This is a genomic window from Aeromonas rivuli (genome assembly GCF_020149575.1).
GTDB lineage: Bacteria > Pseudomonadota > Gammaproteobacteria > Enterobacterales > Aeromonadaceae > Aeromonas > Aeromonas rivuli.
In genome coordinates, this window is record NZ_CP079742.1 from 2,707,859 (window position 1) to 2,733,574 (window position 25,716).

Here is a 25,716-nt window from a genome sequence, read left to right on the forward strand (position 1 = left end):
ATATGTATCACTCCCGACAGCCCGACCTCGCTGACATGGAAACTCCTATGACCACATCACAGACCCTGGCTATCATCCCTGCGCGGGGAGGCAGCAAACGCATTCCGGGTAAGAATATCCGTCCTTTTGCTGGTGTCCCTATGATTGTGCATTCAATTAGGACTGCACAGGACGCGGGCTGTTTTGATCAAATCATCGTCTCAACCGATGATGAGCAGATCGCAGACGTTGCCCACAAACATGGGGCCAGTGTGCCATTTATCCGTCCTCCGGAATTGGCAAACGACCATGCCGGAACCCAAGAAGTGGTCGTACACGCCATCAACTGGGCCATCTCAAAAGGATGGCAACTCGGTTCTGTGTGCTGTCTATATGCAACAGCACCTTTCGTGCGTGCAGATGATCTACGCACTGGCCTAAAGATGCTTGAGGAGAGCCATCAGCATTTTGTTTTTAGTGCCGGTACGTTTGATTACTCTCCTTACAGAGGATTTGTACGATCTGGTGATGGTGTCGAAATGCTTTTCCCCGAACACTTTCCCACCCGCTCTCAGGATCTCCCCTTGGTTTTACATGACGCTGGACAATTTTATTGGGGTACCCAATATGCTTGGCTCGAGAGTAATATTTTGTTCAGCCGTATGGCTACACCACTGATATTACCACGTCATCTGGTTATAGATATCGATACACTAGAGGATTGGCATCAGGCTGAACTTATGTGGCAACTTCAAAAACAACAAGGTCTTATCGTATGACAACATCCTCTCGAAAAGTGCTAGTCGTTGCCGCACACCCTGATGATGAAGTATTGGGATGCGGAGCAACAATTGCTAACCATAGCGAGCGAGGCGACCAAGTATCAGTTCTTATTATGGCTGAAGGTGCAACTTCTAGACTCTCCAAACGGGAACGCTCGGTGGTAATGACGGAGTTAACTGAGCTGAATAGCGCTGCACAGATGGCAAATAGCATTCTAGGTGTAAAGAGACTCAACTTACTAGACTTCCCAGATAACAGGATGGATAGTGTCGACCTGCTTGATGTCATTAAAGTTGTCGAAACCGAGATAAATGAATGGCAACCAGATATTGTTTATACCCATCATGTTGGTGATGTGAATATAGATCATAGAGTAATACATGATGCCGTTATCGCAGCAACCCGCCCCTTGCCCGGAAGAAAACTCCAAACAATTCTCTTTTTTGAGATTGCATCAAGTACAGAATGGCGCCCTGCGGCATCTGCTTATCCCTTCTCACCAAATTGGTTCGTCGACATTACGTCACACTGGCAGAAAAAAAAGCTGGCTCTCGAAGCATATGCTTCAGAAATGCGCTCCTACCCGCACCCTCGATCACTTGAAGCTGTAAAATACTTAGCAAAATGGCGAGGGGCCTCTGTAGGATATCATTATGCTGAGGCCTTCATGCTTGGCCGTCACATATTAGGTGCCTAATGATTGTATTCCGTACCGATGCATCAATAAGCTTAGGATATGGGCATGTTATGCGCTGCCTTGCACTTGCTGACGCATTTAAGAAATTAGGTAAAAAATCTGTCTTTATTTTTTCCCCTAATGGGGATGCACTCTATGAGGAGGTGGTTAGAAAGGGGCATGAATATAGAGTATTGACCTCCTCACCTCTACATTCTCTTGGTGAAAGCGAGCAAGATGATGCTTATGCTACGTTATCTAACCTATCGACCTCCACGAAACTTGTGGTAGTCGATCATTACCAGCTGGGCATGGATTGGGAAGAGGTAATTACTGCATCCGACATTTCGTTACTGGCAATAGATGATATTTTCCGTTCCCATTGCAGTCAGTTTCTCCTAGACCAAAATGTCATTAAAAGTGAAAATTTCTATGTGGATTATGTGGATAATATCTCTAAAGAGTGTGTCTGCTTCTTAGGACCTCGCTATGCCCTATTGTCTGAATCCTTCCAACACCTCAGAGATCGTGTAAAAACAAGAAGCAAGCTGGAAAAAATAATTATTTTCTTTGGTGGCACAGATCCAGATAATGAAACGGAAAAAGCTCTGCTAGGGGTATTGGCTGCAAATAAAAACTTTAAAATAGATGTCGTTATTGGTGGCAACAATCCACATCGAAGCCGGTTATTAAAGTTATGTAGCTCAACACACTCTACTCTGCATATACAGACTCCACATATGGCTAGGCTGATGCTCGATGCAGACCTTGCTATAGGTGCTGGAGGGAGTGCGTCCTGGGAGCGCTGCTGTATGGGGCTACCTGCATTAATCAGCACTCAGGCGGATAACCAAGTCCCTATTGCAGCAACACTACATGAATTGGGTGCAGTAATTAATTTAGGTATGGTAGATAACCTTACTGCCACAGATTATCGTACTGCAGTTGAGCGCCTTGATCCCAACCTAATAAATAATATGTCCATATCGGCTATGTCGATTACCGATGGTAACGGAGCAAGCTATGTTGCGTCATCTATTATATCTACTCTGGAGAAGATGAAATGACAGTTGATATCAACACTCTATTTTCTAACAAACCGCTAGAGAATAGGGAGCCGTATATCATACTTGAGGCAGGGATTAATCATAATGGTGATATAAATATCGCAAAAAAAATGATATCTGTCGCTAAATCGGCGGGTGCCAATGCTATTAAATTTCAAACCTTCAAAGCTGATGAATTCGTCGGCGATCCGGAGTTACTCTTTACCTACAGCTCACAAGGTAAAAAAGTGACTGAGTCGATGCGGGATATGTTCCGTCGCTATGAGTTTTCAGTAGCAGAGTGGCATAGCATAAAAAATTTCTGCGACGAGAAAAAGATAACTTTTTTATCTACACCGCAAAATGTTACTGATATGGAGTTGCTACTTCAACTAGGTGTTTCTGCGCTAAAAGTAGGCTCTGATGACTTTACCAATATTCCCTTGCTTAAGCAGTATAGTGCCACTGGATTGCCACTTCTCATCTCTTGTGGAATGGCTAATCTTGGGGAAGTTTATCAGGCTCTTGATGTTACAGGTGCAATGGAAGGTAAACCTGTCGTATTGATGCTATGTACATCTCAATACCCGACACCAGTAGCCGATGTAAATCTGAGTAAATTAAAAACTCTAGCGGCAGCGTTCCCAAATTTAGTATTGGGATTTTCAGATCATACCCAAGGGCCCTTGGCTGCAGCAATTGCATATGGTTTAGGCGCTGTGGTATTCGAGAAGCACTTCACACTCGATCATCAATTACCTGGTCCAGACCATTGGTTTTCAGAAGATCCCAACGGGGCTCGAGAATGGATATCTGCGATCAGAGACGCACACCTGATGCTTGGCTCTCCTCTTATAAGACCTACGATTGCAGAGCAAGATATGAAAGTATTGGCTCGCCGAAGTATCACTGCATTAAAAGACATTACGCCAGGTGAGATCCTCAGTAATATAAACATCGGATTGCGTAGACCTGGTAATGGGCTACCACCAATTCACCTCGACGATGTGCTGGGGAGAGTGGCAAAACACAGTCTTCAGAAGGGCACATTACTTTCTTGGGAAGACATATCATGATGAAGCAAGATGAATACAAGCAACATTTTTATAATTTGACTACTTTCAAAGAAAATCCTTACCATCCCTTAGTATGGATATTAGGCACTCCTGATATTGGAGAAAATGTTTATATTGGCGCCTTTAGCGAAGTTAATGCTACAGGTGCGAACGTTGTCATTGGTGCTCACTGCGATATTGCATCTTTTGTTACTATTAACTGTGCAGATTCTCACTTGAAATGCATTGAGCTAGCAAAGTCTATTGATAGAAAAGATATTATTTTGGAAAATAATGTCTTTGTGGGATCCCATTGCGTAATAAAAGGTGGTGTCTACATAGGGCATCATTCTGTTATTGCTGCCGGCACTATTGTTGATGCTGGCCATATACCACCATATTCATTAGTAATTGGTAATCCCATGATTGTAAAGGAAGGTTACTATTTTGAGGATATCATAAAAAATGATCCCACATAATAGGCCGACACTTGGTCATGAGGAGTCTCAAGCAGCAGCCAGAGTTTTAGCATCCGGGTGGATTGCACAAGGAGAAGAGGTCTTAGCCTTAGAGCAAGAGTTTGGTAAATATATAAACTTGCCCGCAGAGAATATTGTCGCTGTCAATAGCGGCTCTGCAGCACTTTATATGTCATTGACGATCGCAAATGCCAAAAATAAATATGTATCTGCCTCTGCCTACTCATGTCGCTCCATATTTAATGCGATACAGTTATCTGGTGGTATACCCAATTTTTTAGATGTAGAAGAAGTATCAGTAAATGCCTCATTAAAAAAAAACAATGCGGATATTTACATCATAGCCCATATGTTTGGCCTGCCAGATTTGAACGTGGAAAAAAAACGAAGCTATTTTTTAGTTGAAGATGCTGCACAAGCCCTTGGCGCTACGATAAAAAATATACAAGTAGGTCTTTTCGGAGATATCGGTGTATTTTCTCTCGGCGCAACTAAAATAATAACAAGTGGTGGGCAAGGTGGAATTATAATATCAAAAAACAGAGACATTTCCGATCTAGCAAGAAAAATAAGGGATTACGACTCAATTGTCGATACCATACCAAGGTTTAATTTTCAGATGACTGATATTCAAGCTGCCATTGCCAGAGAGCAGCTAAAAAAGCTGCCAGGCTTCATTTTTCGTCGAGCAGAAATATTTAAAAAATACCAAAGTGCAGGCCTTCCTCTCATTGACAACACAGATAAAGACATAAAACCAGTTAGGTTTAGAGCGGTGCTTCTATCTGATGCTAAAAGCATCATTTCATGTCAGGAACATTTGCTTGCAAAAGGTATAAAATCCATAATACCAGTCAAAGAAGAGGAATTACTAATGGCGAGTACGTCTGTGCCTAATGCTGCTAAATTAACTCACAAAACGCTTTCAATACCCATTTACCCTTCTCTCTCAGATAATGATGTCGATAGGGTTATTGACGTTTGCACGAAAGTATTGAAACCATGATAGTCAGCATCCATCAACCCGCTTACCTACCTTGGTTGGGATATGTGGATCGTATCAAAAAAAGCGATTTATTTATATTCCTTGACTCAGTACAACTTGAGAAAAATAGTTTTACCAATCGTAATTTAATTAAGGGTGCCAATGGCTCACATTGGCTAACTATCCCCATTAACAAAAAAGGGCACTTAAGCAAGAGCTTAATCGATATTGAAATGGCAAGCGATATTGATTGGCGAAAAAATCATTTGAAGTCAATAAAAAACAATTACTCAAAGTGCGCTGAATTCCATAGTAAATATATAAGACTATATAATCTCTATGAAAATAATGAAACACATCTTGCTGATTTGTGTTTTAATCATTTATTATTTTGGCTAGAAGAGTTTGACATTAACACAAAAATAATCAGGTCTTCGTCACTAAATATTTCATCAAAAAAGTCAGATCTTATTTTAAATATTTGCCAGGAAGTAGGTGCAACGACCTATCTTTCTGGCCCTATGGGAAAGAACTATCTTGAGGAAAATAATTTCATCTCGAATGGGATAAAATTGAACCACCATAGCTTCGAACAAGTCCCTTACCCGCAATTATTTGGTCCCTTTATCCCTTACATGGGCATCATTGATTACTGGTTCAACCTTAAGTGAGGTATCTATTAAATGACATATGCAACTGAATGGAATGATGTATATAGAAATAACTCTCATATGAGTATCTGGCCATGGAGTGATCTCGTATCATCTGTATATCGATATGCGAACCCTAGAGATGGCTACCAAAGAGTATTGGAACTTGGTTGTGGGGCTGGTGCAAATATACCATTATTTCTGAAAGAAAATTTTGATTATTATTCAATTGAAGGCAGTGAAAACATCGTCAAAAAATTAATAGCGATATATCCTGAACTATCAAAAAAAATTCTTGTCGGTGATTTCACCAATAAAAACTCTTTTTTAAAAGATAACTTTTTTGATCTCGTTGTTGATCGCGGATCAATAACATGTAATGACACCAATGCTATTACAAATACGCTAAAACATGTTGTAGAATATCTCAGACCAGGTGGAAAAATAATATGCATTGATTGGTATTCGAGTGTACATTCAGACTCCAAAACTGGAGATTATATCGACGCCCATACTCGCACAAACCTTCCTGCCGATAGCCATCTAAATAGGATCGGAAAAGTTCACTTTAGTGACAAAGAACATATATTAGAACTCTTTAAAAAAAGCGATCTAATTATAGAAAAATTAGAACATAAAGAAAAATCGCAAGAACTACCAAATAATAAAATTCACTTTGCCAGTTGGGATATTATTGCGCGCAAGCCTGTCTAACACAAATAGCCCAGCGTATCTTTTGCTGGGCTATATCTCACTCCTTAAAACATTATATCAATAAAATAACTTTCTATGTTTTATTTTTCAAGTAGAAACCAAGTTATATCGTCTTGAGGGAAATTCATGTCCCCATGATATATAAAGCCATAATCAACCAATGACAAATCAGGAAATTTTTTCAACATTTCCCCTGCGAAATCTCTTTTAAAGAGCTTTCCGGAATGCCCTCGATAACTAACTTCAGTTGGTGTTTGATTGTAATACTCGGCAATGAGTATATAGCGCGATGATTTCTGATACATTAATTCATATACTTGGGGAAGTTGCTCTGGATTAATATGGATCAACACACCTTTTGTAAAAATAAAATCCCAATATTGATTAGCATTAAAGTTAACGATTGATTTTTGGTATATTTTAGCACTTGGAACATTCTTTTTTAACGTCGCAACTGCCTTTTCATTTATCTCAACTGCCGTAAACTCCGCATTGGGTAATAAGTGCTTCAGAGCCATTAAATTAAGGCCTACATTAGCACCTAGTTCGAGAATTTTATTAACCCTCTCTGTGCGTGCTATAACTTTGCTAAAAAATGCTAAGCTATCGGCCACATAATGTTCATCTTTATTACGTTCAACGTATGCATTGCCAAATTCACCGGCCCAGAAGTCTTCCTGCTCCGTACGCGGTATGTTTATATTTTGTGAATCAGAATTATATTCCATAGCTACCTCTTACCGTTAAGGCATTCTAAGTATAGTTATTAAACTTACAGAAATTAACATTGTTAGTTACAGATATGAACAAGTAAAAATTTCATTTCTTGAATAAATCCATTGTCTGATGATCATCAATCATATCTATACTGTCGAGCGCTCGTGGATACATATCCCTTACTTTTGACAAGAATTCCAGCCATAAACCGATAGCTGGCTCCATCAACGCCAGCGTTTTCTCCTCTCCTTCAAATGAATAAAGAAGGGTGCTCAACATGCTAAATACATAATTCATTGAACCAATCATAACTTGTGCAACATGCTGCTGTTTTGTTGCAGCAATTTGCGCAAGATAACCAAAATTACGTAACATAAGCTGATTCAGTTCATTTCTTGACGAAAATGAACACTGCCAATCATCAGTCATCTTGTCTATAAATACATTAAAGAAATCAATATCTAACAGTGGGTATAAGTCCTGCTTTGACAAGGTAATGGGTGCTCCTAACCTGGTGATTTCTTCAATCAAGGCTGACTTATTTATCGACTGAGAAATATGTATATCCGTACTAGGTAGAGGTCTAGCCATTTCAATTTTGGCGCCATCACTACAGTTGAAGCATTGGACATCGCCATTAGCGGCCAATACCTCCTCTGTCACACGGCGAGAAGTATCAAACATGATGTTACTGATAACTACACCACCAAAGTTCCCTTCACACGCTCTCTGGCTATCACCATAAGCATTCTCTCCAAAAGCCTCGGCTTTAACATTATTATTATAATATGCACTAAATTTAGAATGATGATACCCTCTCTGCCGGTAACCATTATCCATACCAAATAAATATATATTTTTGAAACCAAGATTAATGGGTAGGCTTACACCAATATTGCCAACCAGTGGGTTCATACCACTAAATGCAGCACAAGGTTGCAAGTGAGGGAAATGATTCTGATAGAGAGTAACTCCTGGTTCACCGAGTTTAAACGTGAGCATGGACTTGTTGAAAAGTGTCGAACAATCTGGATGGATAACATCACTACTCAAGAACAGAATTTCTCGCTGATAATCAGGATCATTCAAACTTATCAGAAGATCATAAACACTCTTAGTTCTTTCAGTTTCAACATGGATATCCGGTTTTATGCCCACTTTGTGCAATGCGGTCATGGCACTACCGCAAGAAATCAAAATGGCCCTATCTTTATGTGCCTTGATAACCGCAATTGATTCATCTAATGAGGGACCATTGGCAATAATAAAGACAGGGGTCCGTTGATATACTGGTGAGATTTTTTTATCGTGCTGCAAAAATGGCACTGCACGCTCGATGTTATTGATGGTATGAGACAGTGCGATCAGATTGTCATCGAAGAAACCCCATCCCATCACCAGTAGGTAGTACTCTTGCTGCACTTTCTCTATCAGTTTCCTGATCTTCTCATCCTGATATCCCCACATGATGAAGGCATTAGCAACCAAGAAGGAACCTCGGCGTTGAATGGCTGATGCGAAATCCTTGACGATGGTGTTTTCATCCTGCCCCAGCAGAATATGCAGGCCGAGGTTTTCCTGATGCAAATAGCCGAGCAGCGGCGCCCAGTCGAAGCAATACAAAGAGGCATAGAAGAGATCCAGGTCCGGCTCGAACAGAAAGAGAGTACCGATCTTGCACCTTTCATAGAGATAACCGAGGTGATACCCCAGACCCACCCCAAAGATCAGGGCGCTGGGCACCTCATGGGGGACCCTTTCCAACATCGCCTCTCGGGCAGAGAGATCATCAAGATAGGCATTCAGCTTGTTGAGGTACTCGACATGCATGAAGCCGAGGGGATTGGCCTCTTGACTGAAAGAAAACTTGGACAAAGCCCCCTTTTCCATGAACTCGCTCACCAGCGTCTCACAGATGAGGTAGGGTTCGGCACCGTATACGGCCACATCATCATCGAGCCAGGCCAGATTGGGTTGACCGTTTTCACTGCAGAAAAACTTGAATGGACGGGCGGGCTGATAGTCCTCATACATGTCGGCGATATGGGGAATATATTGGCGAAACGCCGCCATGTTTTGTGCAAAGCGAAGGGGCAACGCCACCTTCATGGCAGCTTCCTGCTCCGCTTGCTGCTGAAGTCGCAGTGCATCCTGTTCCGCTTTTATCAGGATTGCATCAATATTGCCTAGCATCAGAACTCCTTGCAGTTAGCACGATACGCTTGCCCGGCCCTGTTGGCTTTCCCAACATGAGTCAGCTGTTCGAAGATGGCGTGATGATGGCTGGCTGCCAGAGCTTTCGTGCTCTCTTCTTGAATGGACAGTTCGCCAGCCAGGGCCGCAACAGCCTGTTGCTGCTCAGGGTCATCTTGAGCAAGCTGCACCAGACGACCTATCAGCGCCAGCCGCTCATCCATGCAGAGCAGGGCCTCATCATATTGCTGCTGCTGCAATAGTACGTCCATCAAGCAGGTATTTTCCCGCAGTGCGTCATCGAGCTCGGTGAGAGTGGCTCTCACAGCTCACCCAGCTGCTGTCTCATCTGAAAACCTTGCTGTTTTTCAGCCTCGGGCAATTGATCCCAACCGGATTTGATGGTCAGCATCAGTCCCATGACCTCGTCGAGGGGGGCGATATCCCGTGCCAGACTGGCATCCCAGATACGTTCGTCCATATAGGCGTAAAGCCCATAGAGGTCTTCTGACATGGCGCCCTGACTCATATCCAGCGCATCCTGCAAACCATGCAGTAATCCCTGCGCCTTGGAGATGGCAACCGATTTGGCTTCCATGTCCTGGCGTTCGATGGCGCCCTTGGCTTGTGCCAGACGTTCCAGGCACCCCTGCATCATCAGTTGAATGACACGGTGAGGATCCGCCGTGGCCAGATCGGCTGCGAGGTTGCCCGCGGTATATGCTTTGATATTGCGCTTGTACATATTTCAATACTCTCGATCTATCAAGATTTCTGATAATTCGTCTGCAGGCTGGACAATGCAGAGGCCGAGTTGTTCATCTTGACCAGCAAGGCATCCAGACTGCCATACTGGGCACGCAGTGAGGCTTCATATTTTGCCAATTGTGCACTGGCCGTTGCGGTTTTCTGGGTAAGAGCACGCAAGTCCGAGTTCAAGACATCTTCTCGTTGTGCCAGCATGCCACCGCTCTTGGTATATTCTTTCAAGCCGGTATTCAAGGTGCCCGCCAACCCCTTCTCTCCACCAAACAGCGCCACAACCTGATCGAAGTTCTTGTCGACAGCTTCGCCAAACTTCGTCTTGTCAAGGGACAGCTTGCCCTTGTTGTCCATCTTGATACCGACCTCGAAGATGGTGGAGTAGGTACCACTGTTCTGGGAAGGGCTGACCAGCAGATTGCTCATGAATGATTCGATGGCTCTTGTGGTTGAGTCACCGGCCAGGGCGCCGCCATCGTCCTGCTTCACGCCACCCACGAAGGTGTTGCGTTTGCCCAGGGTATTCATCTTGTCTTGCAGGGTGTTGTAACCATCCACGAACTGCTGGACAAGCTCCTGGATAGAGCTCTTGTCGGTCGTGATATCAACCTTGTTTGCCTTGAGATCCCCCACACTGTCTTTATCCGACACACGCAGCACAGTCACCTTGAGGTCCTGAATAGAGTCATCAAAGGTATTGGTGTCGCTCTTGAGGACGTTGCCATCCACGGAAATCTCAGCACTGCTGGCAGCCCGGGTCTGGTTCATGACACCGCCCCCCGACTCGAAGATGGCGAGCTCCGCCGTATCCCCGGTGATGGTCAGATCCTTGCCATCGCCCGAGATGCCGGAATCGATCACCAGTTTGGCCTTGCCATCCGCCGTGTTGACTATGTTGGCGCTGAGGCCGAAGTTGTCGCCATTGCTGTTGATGCTCTTGCGAATGTCTTGCAGGGTATCGCCCGCTTTCACATCCACCTTGAACGTCTTGTCGCCGGCCTTGAACGTCAGTTGCCCATCCTGGGTGACCAGAGAGGTGGTGGAACTATCGAAGATCCCTTCCTGACGGCTCGTTTGTGCCAACTTATTGACGATGATGTTGTATTGCCCATTGGAGGCGCCAGACTTGCTCTCCACCTTCAGTATGGGGTCGTCTTTGCTCTGGGTAATGTTGATAGCGCGTTTGTTGAACGCACCGGGGGCACTCAGCTTGTCGAGGATGTCGGTGAAGGCAGAGATGGAGGATTTCAGCTGACCTATGCCAGACAAGGTGATCTGGGTACTGTTTTGTTTGGTGACGATCGGTTGTTGCAACTGGGCTTTTTTCGCTGCCACACTCGCCGAGATCACACTTTCAAGATCGAGCCCGGATCCCGCCCCCGCAGAGGTAATTGCCATACATCCTCCTGTCTATCGACGTAAAATTGGATCACACCTGACCATCGAACAGCAGCCCGGAGAGACCGGAGCCATTGCCATTCATCTGCTGGTCCATGGATTGCAACCTCTTGCTTATCAAGAGCATTTCCTCGCTCGGGATCTGACGGATAACCTGCTTGGTCTCCGCATCTATCACCTTGATCACCGGCTGGTCGAATTCGGGGACCAGACTGAAATTGATGGTCCATCCCTTCAACTTGCTCAAATTGTCCAACCTTTCTTGCAATTCCTGGGCCTGTTTTTCCATATAGGCCTTGTCCATACGCGGCTCTGACACCTTGGCCTGTGCCTGTGATGTCTTGGCTGTCGGCTCGACACTTGTCTGTTCGGCCAGTTCCTCTCCGCTGGATGTGGGTGGAGAAACAGCCATGGCGGCCTGGGGGCCGCCATGTTGAGTCAGCGTCGAAGTAACAGAAGGCATGGCTATCGATTCATTGGCCATCTGCCGCTCCTCATGTCAATTGACGGTTGAACCGACTTAGCCCAGCAGCGACAGAGCCGACTGCGGACGCTGGTTGGCCTGGGCCAGTATGCTGGACGCGGCTTGCTGCAGAATGTTCTGTTTGGTCATGTTGGCGGTTTCGGTCGCAAAGTCCGCATCACGGATACGGGAGCGCGCGGCGCTGACGTTTTCGGAGATGTTGGACTGGTTGCGGATGGTCGAATCCAACCGGTTTTGCACCGCACCCAGCTCGGCACGTTTGCCATCGACTACTTCCAGCATGGCATCTGCTGCACCCAAAACGGCTTGAGCAGTACTCTGACTAGTGATATCGATGGCACCTGCTGAACCACTAACAAACACAGCAGCTGCTGTTGATCCCGCCGCTGCCGATATCCCTGAAATGCTGAATCCACCAGCCTGAGAAAGGCTGAAGCCGATAGTCTGGTTGGCATCTGCCCCCACCTGGAAGCTGCCACTATAGTTGCCATCCAGCAGTTTGGTACCGGCGAAGGTAGTGTCCTGGGAAATACGGTTGATTTCTGACCCCAACTGATCGACTTCCTTCTGCAGGGCTTGGCGATCCTTGGCGGAGTTGGAACCGTTGGCAGATTGTTGAGCCAGGGTGCGCATACGCTGCAGCATGCCGGTCACTTCATCCATGGCCCCTTCTGCGGTCTGCGCCAGGGAGATGCCGTCGTTGGCGTTGCGGTTGCCCTGATCCAGGCCGTTGACCTGGGAGGTCAGACGGTTGGAGATCTGCAGACCGGCCGCATCGTCCTTGGCGCTGTTGATACGCAGACCGGATGCCAGGCGGGTGTATGAGGTATCCAACGACTTGGTGGTGTTCATCAAGTTACGCTGGGCGTTCAATGATGAAGTGTTGGTATTGATAAACATGGCCATAAAAGATTTCTCCTGATGAACAAGAAACTGCGGGCTCTGTTTGCAGCTATGCAGCCAGGATCCCACCGTTCAGATGGACAGATTGAACGGTCTGTGCCATCTGGCGGGTCCCTTGTTTGAACGGACATAGGACCCGCAGTTGCGCAAATGCTGGATTTCCGAACACCCCACAATTTGCTTCATCCTTTGTAGCGGCAGCCCCATCGGAAGCTTTAGGACATTTATTGCCGCTCTCATCAACAAAGAGGCAAATGCCTTCCCCTCAGAGGCTGATGGCTGTTAATCAGGCTATTTGTCACTCCCGTCCAGAGACGGCGGCTTCTGTTCATATTGAACTCAGGCCAGAAAGTTAAACTGGCATAGTTTATGCCGTATATTTCTCGTCGCCACTTTTCTGGCGCCAATAAAAAGGCCGACAAGAGTCGGCCATTGAAGAGTTTATGCTCAGGAGAACCTCCTCGAGAGTGGCAGAGTGAACGACTGCACAACACTCGAGGAGATACACCAACAAGATAATCTCTCTTTCGATAGGACAAGGCGTAAATCCGAACACCCCATTGTTCCATCTTTTCTTACCAGGGCGGCCTGAACAACCGCCCTGTTCTTTTTGCTGATCAGCCCAGCAGTGACAGGGCAGACTGCGGACGCTGGTTGGCCTGGGCCAAAATACTCGATGCTGCCTGCTGCAGAATATTCTGCTTGGTCATGTTGGCGGTTTCGGTGGCGAAGTCTGCATCGCGGATACGGGATCGCGCTGCGCTGACGTTCTCGGAAATGTTGGACTGGTTACGAATGGTCGAATCCAGTCGGTTCTGTACCGCACCCAGCTCGGCACGTTTCCCATCAACCACTTCCAGCATGGAGTCGACTGCAGCCAGTACGTTTTGAGCATCACTCTGAGTTGCGATGTTTATACCGCCCGCTCCACCGCCAGTAAAAATTGTTGATATAGCGATTGTTACTGTCCCTGCAGTGATCCCTGTGGTTATCGCTGCCGCAATCCCAGAAATGCTGAAACCACCAGCCTGACTCAAACTAAAACCTATGGTCTGGTTGGCATCGGCCCCCACTTGGAAACTACCACTGTAGTTACCATCCAGCAACTTGGTGCCAGCGAAGGTGGTATCCGTGGAAATACGGTTAATCTCTGACCCCAGCTGATCTACCTCTTTCTGCAACGCCGCCCGATCCTTGGCGGAGTTGGAGCCGTTGGCAGATTGTTGAGCCAGGGTGCGCATACGCTGCAGCATACCGGTCACTTCATCCATGGCCCCTTCTGCGGTCTGCGCCAGGGAGATGCCGTCGTTGGCGTTGCGGTTGCCCTGATCCAGACCGTTGATCTGGGAGGTCAGACGGTTGGAGATCTGCAGACCGGCTGCATCATCCTTGGCGCTGTTGATACGCAGACCGGATGCCAGGCGGGTGTATGAAGTATCCAACGACTTGGTGGTGTTCATCAAGTTACGCTGGGCGTTCAATGATGAAGTGTTGGTATTGATAAACATGGCCATAAAAGACTTCTCCTGATGAACAAGAAACTACGGGCTCTGTTTGCATCTATGCAGCCAGGATCCCACCGTTCAGATGGACAGATTGAACGGTCTGTGCCATCTGGCGGGCCCCCTGTTTGAACGGACACAGGACCCGCAGTTGCGCAAATGTTGGTTTTCCGAACACCCCTCAATTTGCTTCACCCTCTGTAACGGCAGTCCCATCAGAAGCTTTAAGCAATTTATTCAACCTCCCCACGCAAAAAACGGGCAACAGCCCTGTTCCAGGCGACGTGGCCGCAAAGCCCTGTCGTCACGAGACACTCCGACGCGACTCATGGATGTCTGCGCAATAGAAATTGGCATGTTTTATGCTGGAGTTTATGTGTCGCCAATTTATCGGCGCCCATAAAAAAGGCCGACAATGTCGGCCAAAGAAGAGCTTACGCTCAGGAGAACAACCTCGAGGGTGACAGAGTGAACGATCTGCGCAACACTCGAGGGGTAATACCAATAAGAGAAACTCTCTTTCGATAGGACAAGGCGTAAATCCGAACACCCCATTGTTCCATCTTGCTTACCAGGGCGGCCTGAACAACCGCCCTTTTCTTTTTCTGGAATTATCGATTAGTTTTGCAGCAAAGAGAGGGCTGACTGCGGACGCTGGTTGGCCTGGGCCAGAATGCTGGAGGCCGCCTGTTGCAGGATATTCTGCTTGGTCATGTTGGCCGTTTCGGTGGCGAAGTCTGCATCACGGATACGGGAGCGGGCAGCCGAGACGTTTTCCGAGATATTGGACTGGTTGCGGATGGTTGAATCCAACCGGTTTTGTACCGCACCCAACTCTGCTCGCTTACCATCAACGACTTCCAGCATGGAATCAACTGCACCCAACACTGCTTGTGCTGTACTCTGACTGCTGATATCGATACCACCAGCTGAGCCGCCGGTAAAAATAGCGGCAACCCCTCCAGCGGTCACCGCTGCAGCAATCCCGGAGATGCTGAAGCCACCGGACTGACTCAGGCTGAAGCTGATGGTCTGGTTGGCATCCGCACCGACCTGGAAGGTGCCACCGAAGGAACCATCGAGCAGCTTGGTACCCGCAAAGGTGGTCGCGCTGGAGATACGATTAACCTCGGCGCCCAGTTGATCCACCTCTTTTTGCAGGGCTTGACGATCCTTGGCGGAGTTGGAACCGTTGGCAGATTGTTGGGCCAGGGTGCGCATCCGCTGCAACATGCCGGTCACTTCGTCCATGGCCCCTTCAGCGGTTTGAGCAAGGGAGATACCATCGTTGGCGTTGCGGTTACCCTGATCCAGACCGTTGATCTGGGAGGTCAGGCGGTTGGAGATCTGCAGACCGGCCGCATCATCTTTTGCGCTGTTGATGCGCAAGCCGGAGGCCAGACGCGTGTAGGAGGTATCCAAAGATTTGGTGCTGTTCATCATGTTGCGCTGGGCATTGAGCGATGAAACGTTGGTATTGATGTACATACTCATAACTATTCTCCTAAGCTATTAAATTTTATCTTTAATTCACTCAGGCTTTATTTTTTTCTGTGCCTGATATGTTCTGGTTAACGGCGCTTTTTGAGAGGACTTTAGCGATTTTTTCGCTGTTCGTTCCATTCTCGCCGCTTAACCTATTTATCGGTCCGTTATCGTCAGACTTAAGTAAATAAACGAAAAAAATAACGGCTGAACGCACATCGCCGTCACTGCGGGCATGAGCCGGGTCAGTCGCCTCCCCCGTCGCAAGCCTGCTATCAGGGCGCTGAGGACGCTCAAAGCGCGGTGGATCTCTCAATTTTACATGGTCGGACTTGGCGCTTGCCCATGCAGCCTCTAGAATCTGCGCCCCTCTTTTGTTCGAGTCGATGTTTCTCCATGCAGAGCCTGGTTGATCAGATTGTCTATGTCAGCGACATGTTCGGTACCGCCGTGTTCGCATTTTCCGGCGTGCTGGTTGCGGGCCGATTGAGGATGGACGCCTTTGGCGTGTTGGTACTGGCGGCAGTGACCGCCATCGGCGGTGGCACTATTCGTGACATGATCCTCGGCGCCACCCCGGTATTCTGGGTGCGCGATACCCTCTATATCTGGGTCATATTGCTGACGGCCCTGCTGGGCATGTGGCTGGTTCGCTTGCCCAAGCGCCTGCCCTGGTATGTTCTACCGGTGGCGGATGCCTTTGGCCTGGCGCTCTTTACGGTGATCGGCGCCCAAAAGGCGCTCCATTTTGGCGCATCCGGCCTGATTGCCGTACTGATGGGCACCATGACAGGGGTTGCCGGCGGCATGATCCGCGATGTATTGGCCCGGGAGATCCCCATGGTGCTGCAAAAGGAGATCTACGCCACCGCCTGTATCCTCGGCGGCATCGTCTATACGGTGGCACTCGAGTGCAGTCTGGATAGGGTGCTGGCCATGTTTATCAGCATGGCGGTGGTATTTGGCCTGCGCGTGGCCGCTATCTACTGGCATCTCTCCCTGCCAACCTTCAGCCTGCAACGGGGCTAGCGGTCGGCACTGACGCCTGCATGGCCATGCCTGAATGACAAAAGCCCGCCTGATTGAACCAAGCGGGCTTTTCTGTTGTCATAGAGAGCAGTCATTATCAGGCAGGAACCTTCATGCAAAAATTCGGGATCATTACCTCGCTGCTGCTCATAGTGACCACCATGGGTGCCAATGCCCAGCTTCTGTTTGGTCGACTGGCCTCCACGCCGGTGCAGGAATTCAATCAGCAGATCCGCCTGGCGAGCAATAAACAGCAGACCTGGGTGAATGACTACAGGGCCATCGCCTTGCGTTTCGTGGGCCATGCTGACGTACCGAGCCGGATCCAGGCGCAACAACTGGATAATGATCTGGTGCTCTCGGTTGCCCTCGATGGCAGCAAGAATGACATGCTCTACATCCTGACCCTGTTTCGCAGTGACAACCTCTGGCAGATGCGCCAAGCCCAGATGGGCTGGCGTTGCCAGGGTCAATCTACCTTTACTCCCGTCCCCTGCCCCTAGGCCGCTGACGACGAGCAGGAGATCCTCATCGCCATACAGCTCGGCTCCGATCACGATTCAGACAGCTCGAGTGCAATAAAAAATCCGGCCATAAGCCGGATTTTTTATTGGCGGCACCGCAGGGTGCCGCACCATGCCCGAGCCTGGTGCTCAGGGGCGATAGACCTTGACGTTGTCAAAGCCCTGCTCTTTCAGATAGAGCGCCTGCAGTTTGCTCATCACGCCGCGATCGCAATAGAGCAGATAGGTCTGCTCTTTCGGCAGGTCACCAAAGGCGGTCGCCAGCTTGAAGAAGGGGATATGCAGCACCTCACGCCCCTCGACCACCAGCGGTTTCTCATCGCGCTCATCATTGGAGCGGATATCCAGGATGATCTCGTCTGCGGCCAGTACCTGGGTGGTCTCCACCTCTTGCACCTGGGCTGACGTCTCTTCACCGATCCGGCGGATATCCAGATGACGGGCCTCGCTCACCACCTTGTCCAGAATAGCGAAGTCGAAGTTGCCCTCCTCCGCCTCGATGTTGGAGAGCACGGCCTTGATGGTCGGCTTCTTGGAGATGACACCGCAATACTCCGGCATGGTCTCGGCAAACTCCAGGGTACCGATGTGGCGCGCCTGGCTGATGATGTCAGGCTTATCCCAGGTGATGAGCGGGCGCAGTATCACCTTGTCGGTCACCCGGTCGATGACGTTCAAGTTGGTGAGAGTCTGGCTCGACACCTGACCCACGCACTCGCCAGTCACCAGGGCCGGGATCTGGAAGTAATCGGCCACCTGGCCTGCGGCGCGCATCATCATGCGCTTGAGCACCACCCCCATCTGGCCGTTGTCCACTTTTTCGAGGATCTCGGCCACCACGGGTTCAAAGTCGATGGCGGTGAAGCGCACCTTGTGGGAGGCGCCAAACTTGCTCCACAGGTAATAGGCCACCTGCTTGACCCCGATCTCATGGGCGGCACCACCCAGATTGAAGAAGCAATAATGCACGCGGCAACCGCGCTTGATGAACTGATAGGACGCCACCCCTGAGTCGAAACCACCGGAGAGCAGGCTCAGTACATCCTCCTGAGTCGCCATGGGGAAACCGCCGAGGCCGTGGTGCACGGCACTGATGATGTAGAGCTCGTCGTTTTCCACTTCCAGATTGACCTGGATATCGGGCTTCTTCAGCCGTACACCACCGGTTTCACAGTGCTGGTTGAGGCCGCCACCCACATAGCGCTCCAGCTCCAGGGAGCTGAAGTCGTGCCTGCCGACGCGACGGGCGCGCACACAGAAGGTCTTGCCTTTCAGACGATCGCCCCAGACGGCGCGGGTCTGCTCGAAGATGTCGTGCAGATCGGTAAAGTTGCTCAGTTTCACTTCGAGGAAATACTGGATGCCGGGAATACAGGCCAGGGTCTCCAGATAGCGGGCGTGGAAGTGATCGTTGCGCGAGCTCACCACTAGCTTGTCCCAATCCATTCGCACGCGGGCGTCCTCGTCGAAACGGCGCAACACGTTACGGATATTGCCCTGCAACATCTTGGTGAAGCGCTGACGCACTGACTTGCTCTTGATGGTAATTTCTGGGAACAGCTTGATGATGAACTTCATGTCATTGACTCGAGTGACCTTAACAAAAGGGCGCGAATTATAGCAGAGCTTGCCGCCATCGCCTACCGGCATGGCGTGGGGACGCGGGTCGCCTCTCCGCAAGGGCCTGAGCCCATTGGCAAACATGACCGCAGCCGTTTGCCGCGCTCAGGGGAACTGGGTATATTGCCCCTCCTCTGTTACTGGCGACGCAAGCGGCGATCACTTCGAGATGAAGACCTTTATCTATTACCCCGGCATGGAGGTGCGCGATGAGCTCTGGCTCAAGTTCGCACTGCTCTGGCTGGAGCGGCTCGCCTTCGTATTCACCCTGAGCGAGCAGAGCCGACTGCCGCCCCTGCTCGACCTGCTGACCCAGCAGAGCAATCTGCTGGCCCCCTCCCCCAGCGCCGCCGACTTCGATGCCATCACCCCCCGGTTAATAGAGCAGTTAGGCACCCTGCTCGCCCCGAGCTTTGTCCGTCACCGGGTTTTTGGCAACAAGGCGCTCATCGACCGCTGGCAGCAAGGCGCCAATCACGACTGCTTCTGCCCGGCCCAGGCCGGGCTGACCCACCTGCATCAATACTGCCTCAGCCATGGCCTGGCCAGCCAGGATGAGGGGGGCATTCGCATGGCGCGGCGCCTGGCCAATCTCCTCTCCATGTACCTGGCCCGGGAGTGGGCACTGACCCACGATGGCATCCTCATCACCGACCATGACTACCTGGATCGCCTGCTCCACCTGGCCGAATCCCGCTACCAACCTCAAGGGGGTCAGGAGTGCTTCCACCTCGAGATTGGCCTGCGCCTGCCGGTACATCTGGGGACACTCCCCTTTGATACCCTGCTCGCCAAACGCCGTCACCCTGACTTTACCCTGGCCCTGACCGGGTTTCATGAGGCGCTCGCCACCCTTATCAAGGGACTGGAGGAAGGAAGAGCGACCCCCCCCATGCTGACGGCATTTGCCAGGGCGAGGGGCCTTCTCGAGGATGAACAGCTAGACACCCGGTTATCCTCCCCCCCTCAGGCTGCCGCCATGGCGCCCCTCGTGCTGCCGCTGACCTTGCTGATCAGCACGGCGCCAGGGGCCGCGCACCAGCTCAGCCGCCTGCAGGCCACCAATGCGGCATTGGCTCGGCCTCTCGTCTTCCATCCCATCAAGAAGAGCCACTTCCTGCGGCGCAAGAGCCTGCACGGTTTCACCCGCCTCGGCCAGATCCGCCACGGTTGAACCGGGGAAAGAGCAAGGTCCCCCGCTCACAACCAGCCTTCGCAAGCTATGAGGGATCGCGCAGGGACGCCACCTGCCAGGTCTTGAAGCCGCCGGAGAGCTTCTTCACCTTGACGTCGTGCTGGCTGAGCAGGCGGCAGGCCCTATGACCACACCACCAACAAACAGGATCCGTTTCATCGGCAAGACGCCAGCCAGCGATAGCTCGCCATAGCATTAGACAACACTAATTTAGGCTTCAACGAAATTTTGTTTGCCCGCAATATGCAGTATTCTTGGCCCTCCGGCAGTCGCTCAACAGGATGTTTCCCCTCATGTCGTCTATCGCACTTCGTCAACCAGTGCCCACCTCGTCCACGCCCCTCTTCTTTCGCCTGGACGCTCGTAGCCAACGACTGGTTGCCCTGACGGATGTGATGAAAACCCCACTGCACTGGCTCGATGAACCCAGAGCTCCCTGGCCTGCCCAGTTGCCGGAAGCCCTGCGCGGCCCGATAGAGCAGATGCTGGCCAAGGGCCAAAGCGGTCGGCTCCATCTACGCTTCGACGGCATCCTCTGGCAGATTGCCCTCTCCCACGAGCAGGATGCCTTCTGGCTCATCTGCCTGCAGACCCAGTCCCAGGAAATTACGGCAGACCTTGCCCTTCACCTGCCCAGACTCAGCCAGATGGCGAGCCAGCAGCAGTTCGCCCCCATGCTCGAGAGTCTGAAAGAGACCCTGGGGGCAGACCGGCTCGCCCTCTGGCATTACCAAGCCAGCGGTAGCTTGGGGGGCGAACAGCTCACCCCTGTCTTCTCCCTCGGCTGGGATGGCACCGATGCCGGCAAGGCGGCCACGCCCCTTGCGGCCATTCGAGGCGACAGCCGCTACATTCGCGCCCTGCGCACCCGCAAGGCATTGAGCTTCTCCGAAACCGCCCACCAGCCCATGCTCAGCCAGCACTACTACCTGAGCGAGGACAATGTCCACTCACGCCTCGATGCCGCCCTGCTCGATCAGGACAGGCTCATCGGCGTGCTCAGCCTGGAGTACCGGACCCCCATGCTGCTCAACGAGGAGATGTTGCAACTGGTGCGCCACTGCGCCCAGCAACTGGGCCACTGGCAGCCTCAGGTTGAGGAGATGGCCAGCGAGGCCGCTCAGGCCCTCTCCCTCCCCGGCGAACTCAGTCTGATGACGGGTATCGACTATTGTGAAACCCTGGTGAGCTGGGCCTGTCATATCAGTGGCGCCAGCCTGGGGTGGGTGGGTGAGTACCAACCGAGGGGCAAGGATCTCTGGGTCATACCGCGCCATGTCAGGCTCAAGGGTGAACCGCAACACTGGCCCGCCATGGGACTGGATCCCGGCCCCAGCGCCGAGCTGTTTCACCACGGTCAGGCGCTCTACATCGAAGATCTGGCGCTGCGCTACCCCAGCGCCACCAAGTTGCTCAGTCACGATGCCAAGGCCTTCATCGGTATTCCCCTGAGCCTGCCGACCCAGGGCCCCATAGGCCAGCTCATCTTGCTGCTTGACCAGCCACTGGCCGATCCCATGCCGCTGCTCGACGTACTCACCTCCCAGGCCAAGCGGGCCGCCATCGAGCTGCAACGTCTGGCTGCCGACGATGCCCTGCGCCTGGCCGAGGTGGCCTTCAACACCCACGATGGTCTGCTGGTGACCGACAGCCAAGGCACCATCCTCAAGGTCAACCACTCCTTTTGCCGCATCACCGGCTTTGCGCAGAGCGAGATGGTGGGCCAGCACATTGACCGATTGCGCCCCCCCTATTACGGCGATCGCCTCAAAGAGGAGGTGTGGCAGACGGTGCGCAATCAGGAACTATGGATTGGGGAGGAGCAGTGCCTCAATCAGGCCGGCAACCTGTTCCCGGTCAGATTGATGGTGAGCGGCGTCAGAAATGAGCATGGGGAGATAGGCCACCTGGTCTGCAGCTTCTATGACGTCAGCAAGGAGAAAGAGGCGGCCCGCAATATCGAACAGCTCGCCTACTACGACGATCTGTGCGGCCTCTATAACCGCCGCAGCCTGACCGATGCCCTCAATCGCACCCTGAGCGAGCCCAATGGCCAGTGGGGTGCCCTGCTGCTGGTCGATCTGGATAACTTCAAGTCGATCAACGACTCCCTGGGTCATGCCTATGGCGACATGTTGCTACAGGCCGTGGTCGCACGCCTCAAGGAGCTGCCCCAGGACAATCTGGTGCTGGCCCGGACCTCGGGGGACGAGTTTGCCCTGCTGTTCACCGCCCTGGGCCAGGGCTATGTGACCGCCAAAATATTGGCAGAGCACTTTGCCCGTGAATTGATGGGTCAATTTCGGGCTCCGTTTGATATCGAATCCCACAAACTGCACTGCAGCGCCTCGATCGGTATCAGCCTGTTCTCGGGAGAGGACAAGGATCACCTGATCCTGATGCAGCAAGCCGATACCGCCGCCCACATGGCCAAACGCGGTGGTCAGGGCAGCTATGTGTTCTTCAGTCAGGCCATGGCCGAGAAGGAGCGCAGCAAACTCGCCCTCAGCAACCAGCTGCGCGATGCCTTACGCAATCACGAACTGCTGCTGCACTACCAGCCGCAATACCGGGTCGACAACGGTGCCCTCTCCGGCATAGAAGCCCTGCTGCGCTGGCAGAAGAGCGATGGCACCATGGTGCCTCCCGGGGAGTTCATCCCCATCGCCGAGGAGACCAGCCTCATTCAGGACATCGGCTACTGGGTGATGAAGACGGCCTGTGCCCAATACAGCTTCTGGCTCAATCAGGGATTCACGATCCCCCACCTGTCGGTCAACGTCAGCGCTCGCCAGTTCCACACCGCCGGTTTCGTGCAACAGGTGGAGTACATACTCCGTGACACCGGGGTGCCCCCCTCCCGCCTCCTGCTCGAGATCACCGAATCCGTGGTACTGGAGAACAGGCTGGAGAGTATCGCCCGTATGCATCAGCTCAAGGAGCTCGGCATCTTGCTCTCCATCGATGATTTTGGCACCGGCTACTCATCCCTCGCCTATCTGCGGGATCTGCCCGCGGACGAGGTCAAACTGGATCGCAGCTTCATTCAGACCCTGGTGCACAGCGAACAGGACAGAGCCATCGTCAAGGCCATCCTGGACTTGGCAAGGGTGTTTCGCTTCACCGTCACCGCCGAGGGGGTCGAAGAGCAGGAGCAGCTCGACATACTCAAACACCTCGGTTGCCAGCACTATCAAGGCTTCCTCACCAGCCGCCCACTGCCGGTCAAGGCACTGGAGAGTCTGCTGACGCCGTTATCAAGCGGCTAAACAAGTATGCTTTATAGGGCTTTTCGTAATAAAATAACGACCTGCTCGAAACGCTGGAGTTCCCTATGTCTGTTATTGGTCGCATTCATTCCGTAGAAACCTGCGGCACCGTCGATGGCCCCGGAATACGCTTCATCGTCTTCATGCAGGGCTGCCTGATGCGCTGCAAGTACTGCCACAACCGCGATACCTGGGACACCCATGGTGGCCGTGAAGTGACGGTCCCTGAGCTGATGCAGGATCTCACCAGCTACCGCCACTTCATGAATGCCTCTGGCGGTGGCGTGACCGCCTCCGGTGGCGAGGCCATGTTGCAGCAGCCCTTTATTGCCGAACTGTTTGCAGCCTGCAAGGCGCAAGGGATCCACACCTGCCTCGACACTAACGGCTTCGTGCGCCACTACGACGAGATGCTCGATCAGGTGCTCGACAACACGGATCTCGTCTTGCTCGATATCAAACAGATCAACGATGAGAAGCACATCCCCCTGACCCACGTCAGCAACAAGTACACCCTGGAGTTCGCCCGTTATCTCGCCGCCAAGGGCAAGACCATGTGGATCCGCTATGTGGTAGTGCCAGGCTGGACCGATGACGAAGAGAGCGCCCATGGCTTGGGTCAATTCATCAAGGAGCTGGGTGAGTCAGTCGAAAAGGTGGAGTTGCTGCCCTACCACGAGCTCGGCAAGCATAAATGGGACGTGCTGGGAGAGACTTACGAGCTGACCGGTATTCATCCTCCCAAGCGGGAGACCATGGATCAGATCCAGGCCATCCTCGGCCAGTACCATAGTCAGGTAAAATACTGATTAACTGAGACGGCCGCGGTCTGCCGCGGCCCCACGGCAAGGATGCCCCATGAGTGAAGGCCAGCTCGCGGCCCTGCTGCTCTGGTTGCTGCTGTTAGGCACCAGCATGAACCGTGCGCTCTGGCACAACCTGCGCACCACCTCCCTCTATCAACACCTGCTGCTCGGCAGCGCCATCGTTCTGATCCCGCTCTGGCTGCTGCGCGCCGGCCTTCATGATGGCCTGACCATCCACTTTCTCGGCATCACCAGCCTGACCCTGCTGCTCGGTTGGCGCCTGGCGCTCTGGGCCCCCTGTCTGACTCTGCTACTGCTCAGCTACACAGGTGTCGAGGAGTGGGCCAACGTTGGCTGGAACGCCCTGCTCGGCATAGCACTGCCGGTGGCAACCAGCTGGTTGCTGTTCCTCGCAAGCTGGGCCTGGCTGCCACGGCATCTGTTCATCTATCTGTTCATCGCCGCCTTCCTCGGCGGCGCCCTCGCCATTTCAACCAAGGTGCTGGCCACGGCCCTGCTGCTCGGGCTAAGCGGCGACTACCCCTGGCAGACCATCATCGATGACTACCTCAGCATCTGGCCACTGCTGCTCTTTCCCGAGGCCCTGCTCAACGGCATGACCATGACCCTGCTCGCCATCTACCGCCCCCATTGGGTCAACACCTTCTTCGACCGCACCTACCTGGGCCGCTGAGCCTAGCTCCCCGCAATATAGAGATAACAAAAAGCCCGCTGTTGCGGGCTTTTTTATGGTGCATCGACGGGATCAGACGCTGCGGGGACGCAGGTGGGCGTGCCAGCGCGACTCCAGCTTCTTGAACAGCCAGACGATGATGAAGGTCAGCATCATATAGAGCAGGCCGGCGGTGATGAACGCCTCGAACGGGCTGTAGTAGCGGGAGTTGATGATCCGCGCCGCCCCCGTCAAGTCGACGATGGTGATGATGCCTGCCACCGCCGAGCCTTGCAGCATGAAGATCACCTCGTTGCTGTAGGCCGGCAATGCCCGACGAAACGAGTTGGGCAAGATGATCCGGGTCAGGGTCTGCCAGGGACTCATGCCAAAGGCCTGGGCTGCCTCTATCTGCCCCTTGGGCATGTTCATCACGGCGCCGCGCACGATTTCAGCCGTATAAGCGCCGGTGTTGAGGGTAAAGGCCAGCAGGGCACAGAACCAGGCCTCGGCGAACAGCGTCCAGGCCGCACTGTTTTTCAGCCACTCCCACTGGGCGGCGCCGTAGTAGATGATGAACAGTTGCACCAGCAGCGGCGTGCCACGGAAGAAGTAAATGTAGGCCCAGACAGGCCCCTTGATCAGCCAGTTCTTGTGGTTACGCAAGATGCCCACCGGCACCGCCAGCATGAGGCCAAGCAGCAAGGCGGCGGCCACCAGCAGCACAGTGGTGTAGAGGCCCTGCCAATAGGTGGGCCACTCTTTGAGGATTATCGAGAAGTCCATGGC

At 51.6% G+C, this 25,716-nt stretch carries 26 protein-coding genes; 15 read left to right on the plus strand and 11 right to left on the minus strand.

Going from position 1 to position 25,716, the window contains the following annotated elements:
• Positions 1-47 precede the first annotated feature (47 nt).
• The 8 genes from pseF to KYK33_RS12495 are packed head-to-tail and all read left to right on the plus strand — an operon-like array spanning position 48 to position 6,367.
• Positions 48-758 (plus strand): pseudaminic acid cytidylyltransferase, encoded by a 711-nt coding sequence (gene pseF, locus KYK33_RS12460; protein WP_224430722.1) that lies wholly within the window; start codon positions 48-50, stop codon positions 756-758.
• Positions 755-1,459, plus strand: a complete 705-nt coding sequence (locus tag KYK33_RS12465) for a PIG-L deacetylase family protein (RefSeq protein WP_224430723.1) — start codon at positions 755-757, stop codon at positions 1,457-1,459. Before pseF ends, KYK33_RS12465 begins: the two co-directional genes overlap by 4 nt.
• Entirely contained in the window at positions 1,459-2,505 is a 1,047-nt protein-coding gene (pseG, locus tag KYK33_RS12470; protein WP_224430724.1) for a UDP-2,4-diacetamido-2,4,6-trideoxy-beta-L-altropyranose hydrolase, read from the plus strand. The genes KYK33_RS12465 and pseG overlap by 1 nt, the downstream gene beginning before the upstream one ends.
• Positions 2,502-3,560 carry an N-acetylneuraminate synthase family protein gene (locus KYK33_RS12475; protein ID WP_224430725.1) on the plus strand — a complete coding sequence of 353 codons (1,059 nt, stop codon included), beginning with the start codon at positions 2,502-2,504 and terminating at the stop codon, positions 3,558-3,560. The genes pseG and KYK33_RS12475 overlap by 4 nt, the downstream gene beginning before the upstream one ends.
• Positions 3,557-4,018 (plus strand): acyltransferase, encoded by a 462-nt coding sequence (locus KYK33_RS12480; RefSeq protein WP_224430726.1) that lies wholly within the window; start codon positions 3,557-3,559, stop codon positions 4,016-4,018. The genes KYK33_RS12475 and KYK33_RS12480 overlap by 4 nt, the downstream gene beginning before the upstream one ends.
• The gene (locus KYK33_RS12485) at positions 4,005-5,024 is read left to right on the plus strand and encodes a DegT/DnrJ/EryC1/StrS family aminotransferase (RefSeq protein WP_224430727.1); all 1,020 of its coding nucleotides are present in this window, start codon (positions 4,005-4,007) and stop codon (positions 5,022-5,024) included. Before KYK33_RS12480 ends, KYK33_RS12485 begins: the two co-directional genes overlap by 14 nt.
• The gene (locus KYK33_RS12490) at positions 5,021-5,674 is read left to right on the plus strand and encodes a WbqC family protein (RefSeq protein WP_224430728.1); all 654 of its coding nucleotides are present in this window, start codon (positions 5,021-5,023) and stop codon (positions 5,672-5,674) included. Before KYK33_RS12485 ends, KYK33_RS12490 begins: the two co-directional genes overlap by 4 nt.
• 12 nt (positions 5,675-5,686) lie before the next feature.
• Positions 5,687-6,367, plus strand: a complete 681-nt coding sequence (locus KYK33_RS12495; RefSeq protein ID WP_224430729.1) for a class I SAM-dependent methyltransferase — start codon at positions 5,687-5,689, stop codon at positions 6,365-6,367.
• A gap of 80 nt (positions 6,368-6,447) precedes the next feature.
• On the opposite strand, the gene KYK33_RS12500 is transcribed toward KYK33_RS12495, so the two are convergent.
• Entirely contained in the window at positions 6,448-7,095 is a 648-nt protein-coding gene (locus KYK33_RS12500) for a pseudaminic acid biosynthesis-associated methylase (RefSeq protein ID WP_224430730.1), read from the minus strand.
• Positions 7,096-7,186: 91 nt separating this feature from the next.
• Complete coding sequence (locus tag KYK33_RS12505) at positions 7,187-9,277, minus strand: motility associated factor glycosyltransferase family protein (RefSeq protein WP_224430731.1); 2,091 nt, start codon at positions 9,275-9,277, stop codon at positions 7,187-7,189.
• A gap of 56 nt (positions 9,278-9,333) precedes the next feature.
• On the opposite strand from KYK33_RS12505, the gene KYK33_RS12510 reads away from it, so the two are divergent.
• Positions 9,334-9,540, plus strand: coding sequence for a hypothetical protein (locus tag KYK33_RS12510; protein ID WP_224430732.1), 207 nt, complete (start codon positions 9,334-9,336; stop codon positions 9,538-9,540).
• A gap of 59 nt (positions 9,541-9,599) precedes the next feature.
• Here KYK33_RS12510 and fliS read toward each other — a convergent pair whose 3' ends face one another.
• From fliS to KYK33_RS12540, 6 genes are all read right to left on the minus strand, one after another.
• Complete coding sequence (gene fliS / locus KYK33_RS12515) at positions 9,600-10,022, minus strand: flagellar export chaperone FliS (protein WP_106887225.1); 423 nt, start codon at positions 10,020-10,022, stop codon at positions 9,600-9,602.
• Positions 10,023-10,042: 20 nt separating this feature from the next.
• The gene (fliD, locus tag KYK33_RS12520) at positions 10,043-11,437 is read right to left on the minus strand and encodes a flagellar filament capping protein FliD (protein ID WP_224430733.1); all 1,395 of its coding nucleotides are present in this window, start codon (positions 11,435-11,437) and stop codon (positions 10,043-10,045) included.
• Between the two features lie 31 nt (positions 11,438-11,468).
• Positions 11,469-11,921, minus strand: a complete 453-nt coding sequence (locus KYK33_RS12525) for a flagellar protein FlaG (RefSeq protein WP_163134909.1) — start codon at positions 11,919-11,921, stop codon at positions 11,469-11,471.
• A gap of 36 nt (positions 11,922-11,957) precedes the next feature.
• Entirely contained in the window at positions 11,958-12,827 is an 870-nt protein-coding gene (locus KYK33_RS12530) for a flagellin N-terminal helical domain-containing protein (RefSeq protein ID WP_224430734.1), read from the minus strand.
• A gap of 614 nt (positions 12,828-13,441) precedes the next feature.
• A complete protein-coding gene (locus KYK33_RS12535) occupies positions 13,442-14,338 on the minus strand; it encodes a flagellin N-terminal helical domain-containing protein (protein ID WP_224430735.1) in 897 nt (298 codons plus the stop codon).
• 606 nt (positions 14,339-14,944) lie between these two features.
• Positions 14,945-15,820 carry a flagellin N-terminal helical domain-containing protein gene (locus tag KYK33_RS12540; protein ID WP_224430736.1) on the minus strand — a complete coding sequence of 292 codons (876 nt, stop codon included), beginning with the start codon at positions 15,818-15,820 and terminating at the stop codon, positions 14,945-14,947.
• A gap of 387 nt (positions 15,821-16,207) precedes the next feature.
• Here KYK33_RS12540 and KYK33_RS12545 point away from each other — a divergent pair, with 387 nt between their 5' ends.
• Complete coding sequence (locus KYK33_RS12545) at positions 16,208-16,840, plus strand: trimeric intracellular cation channel family protein (RefSeq protein ID WP_042043537.1); 633 nt, start codon at positions 16,208-16,210, stop codon at positions 16,838-16,840.
• Between the two features lie 113 nt (positions 16,841-16,953).
• Positions 16,954-17,343 carry a hypothetical protein gene (locus tag KYK33_RS12550; protein ID WP_042043536.1) on the plus strand — a complete coding sequence of 130 codons (390 nt, stop codon included), beginning with the start codon at positions 16,954-16,956 and terminating at the stop codon, positions 17,341-17,343.
• A 150-nt stretch (positions 17,344-17,493) separates the two neighbouring features.
• Here KYK33_RS12550 and thiI read toward each other — a convergent pair whose 3' ends face one another.
• Positions 17,494-18,942, minus strand: coding sequence for a tRNA uracil 4-sulfurtransferase ThiI (thiI, locus tag KYK33_RS12555; RefSeq protein WP_224430737.1), 1,449 nt, complete (start codon positions 18,940-18,942; stop codon positions 17,494-17,496).
• A gap of 211 nt (positions 18,943-19,153) precedes the next feature.
• Between thiI and KYK33_RS12560 the strand changes: the two genes are divergently transcribed.
• The gene (locus tag KYK33_RS12560; RefSeq protein ID WP_224430738.1) at positions 19,154-20,158 is read left to right on the plus strand and encodes a hypothetical protein; all 1,005 of its coding nucleotides are present in this window, start codon (positions 19,154-19,156) and stop codon (positions 20,156-20,158) included.
• A 46-nt stretch (positions 20,159-20,204) separates the two neighbouring features.
• Here the strand turns inward: KYK33_RS12560 and KYK33_RS12565 are convergent, their stop codons facing one another.
• Positions 20,205-20,375, minus strand: a complete 171-nt coding sequence (locus KYK33_RS12565; RefSeq protein ID WP_224430739.1) for a rhodanese-like domain-containing protein — start codon at positions 20,373-20,375, stop codon at positions 20,205-20,207.
• Between the two features lie 97 nt (positions 20,376-20,472).
• On the opposite strand from KYK33_RS12565, the gene KYK33_RS12570 reads away from it, so the two are divergent.
• The 3 genes from KYK33_RS12570 to KYK33_RS12580 all read left to right on the plus strand — a co-directional run bounded on the left by KYK33_RS12570 (position 20,473) and on the right by KYK33_RS12580 (position 24,948).
• Positions 20,473-23,448, plus strand: a complete 2,976-nt coding sequence (locus KYK33_RS12570) for a sensor domain-containing phosphodiesterase (RefSeq protein WP_224430740.1) — start codon at positions 20,473-20,475, stop codon at positions 23,446-23,448.
• Positions 23,449-23,513: 65 nt separating this feature from the next.
• Entirely contained in the window at positions 23,514-24,257 is a 744-nt protein-coding gene (gene pflA / locus KYK33_RS12575; RefSeq protein WP_042043488.1) for a pyruvate formate lyase 1-activating protein, read from the plus strand.
• Between the two features lie 49 nt (positions 24,258-24,306).
• Positions 24,307-24,948, plus strand: a complete 642-nt coding sequence (locus KYK33_RS12580) for an energy-coupling factor ABC transporter permease (RefSeq protein WP_224430741.1) — start codon at positions 24,307-24,309, stop codon at positions 24,946-24,948.
• 72 nt (positions 24,949-25,020) lie between these two features.
• Here KYK33_RS12580 and KYK33_RS12585 read toward each other — a convergent pair whose 3' ends face one another.
• Positions 25,021-25,713 carry an ABC transporter permease gene (locus KYK33_RS12585; RefSeq protein WP_042043485.1) on the minus strand — a complete coding sequence of 231 codons (693 nt, stop codon included), beginning with the start codon at positions 25,711-25,713 and terminating at the stop codon, positions 25,021-25,023.
• Between the last annotated feature and the right edge of the window lie 3 nt (positions 25,714-25,716).

Bases quoted from the DNA above. Each gene is read 5' to 3' on its own strand.
- pseF (WP_224430722.1), top strand. From the start codon at position 48: ATGACCACATCACAGACCCTGGCTATCATCCCTGCGCGGGGAGGCAGC.
- KYK33_RS12465 (WP_224430723.1), top strand. From the start codon at position 755: ATGACAACATCCTCTCGAAAAGTGCTAGTCGTTGCCGCACACCCTGAT.
- pseG (WP_224430724.1), top strand. From the start codon at position 1,459: ATGATTGTATTCCGTACCGATGCATCAATAAGCTTAGGATATGGGCAT.
- KYK33_RS12475 (WP_224430725.1), top strand. From the start codon at position 2,502: ATGACAGTTGATATCAACACTCTATTTTCTAACAAACCGCTAGAGAAT.
- KYK33_RS12480 (WP_224430726.1), top strand. From the start codon at position 3,557: ATGATGAAGCAAGATGAATACAAGCAACATTTTTATAATTTGACTACT.
- KYK33_RS12485 (WP_224430727.1), top strand. From the start codon at position 4,005: ATGATCCCACATAATAGGCCGACACTTGGTCATGAGGAGTCTCAAGCA.
- KYK33_RS12490 (WP_224430728.1), top strand. From the start codon at position 5,021: ATGATAGTCAGCATCCATCAACCCGCTTACCTACCTTGGTTGGGATAT.
- KYK33_RS12495 (WP_224430729.1), top strand. From the start codon at position 5,687: ATGACATATGCAACTGAATGGAATGATGTATATAGAAATAACTCTCAT.
- KYK33_RS12500 (WP_224430730.1), bottom strand. From the start codon at position 7,095: ATGGAATATAATTCTGATTCACAAAATATAAACATACCGCGTACGGAG.
- KYK33_RS12505 (WP_224430731.1), bottom strand. From the start codon at position 9,277: ATGCTAGGCAATATTGATGCAATCCTGATAAAAGCGGAACAGGATGCA.
- KYK33_RS12510 (WP_224430732.1), top strand. From the start codon at position 9,334: ATGAGTCAGCTGTTCGAAGATGGCGTGATGATGGCTGGCTGCCAGAGC.
- fliS (WP_106887225.1), bottom strand. From the start codon at position 10,022: ATGTACAAGCGCAATATCAAAGCATATACCGCGGGCAACCTCGCAGCC.
- fliD (WP_224430733.1), bottom strand. From the start codon at position 11,437: ATGGCAATTACCTCTGCGGGGGCGGGATCCGGGCTCGATCTTGAAAGT.
- KYK33_RS12525 (WP_163134909.1), bottom strand. From the start codon at position 11,921: ATGGCCAATGAATCGATAGCCATGCCTTCTGTTACTTCGACGCTGACT.
- KYK33_RS12530 (WP_224430734.1), bottom strand. From the start codon at position 12,827: ATGGCCATGTTTATCAATACCAACACTTCATCATTGAACGCCCAGCGT.
- KYK33_RS12535 (WP_224430735.1), bottom strand. From the start codon at position 14,338: ATGGCCATGTTTATCAATACCAACACTTCATCATTGAACGCCCAGCGT.
- KYK33_RS12540 (WP_224430736.1), bottom strand. From the start codon at position 15,820: ATGAGTATGTACATCAATACCAACGTTTCATCGCTCAATGCCCAGCGC.
- KYK33_RS12545 (WP_042043537.1), top strand. From the start codon at position 16,208: ATGCAGAGCCTGGTTGATCAGATTGTCTATGTCAGCGACATGTTCGGT.
- KYK33_RS12550 (WP_042043536.1), top strand. From the start codon at position 16,954: ATGCAAAAATTCGGGATCATTACCTCGCTGCTGCTCATAGTGACCACC.
- thiI (WP_224430737.1), bottom strand. From the start codon at position 18,942: ATGAAGTTCATCATCAAGCTGTTCCCAGAAATTACCATCAAGAGCAAG.
- KYK33_RS12560 (WP_224430738.1), top strand. From the start codon at position 19,154: ATGAAGACCTTTATCTATTACCCCGGCATGGAGGTGCGCGATGAGCTC.
- KYK33_RS12565 (WP_224430739.1), bottom strand. From the start codon at position 20,375: ATGCTATGGCGAGCTATCGCTGGCTGGCGTCTTGCCGATGAAACGGAT.
- KYK33_RS12570 (WP_224430740.1), top strand. From the start codon at position 20,473: ATGTCGTCTATCGCACTTCGTCAACCAGTGCCCACCTCGTCCACGCCC.
- pflA (WP_042043488.1), top strand. From the start codon at position 23,514: ATGTCTGTTATTGGTCGCATTCATTCCGTAGAAACCTGCGGCACCGTC.
- KYK33_RS12580 (WP_224430741.1), top strand. From the start codon at position 24,307: ATGAGTGAAGGCCAGCTCGCGGCCCTGCTGCTCTGGTTGCTGCTGTTA.
- KYK33_RS12585 (WP_042043485.1), bottom strand. From the start codon at position 25,713: ATGGACTTCTCGATAATCCTCAAAGAGTGGCCCACCTATTGGCAGGGC.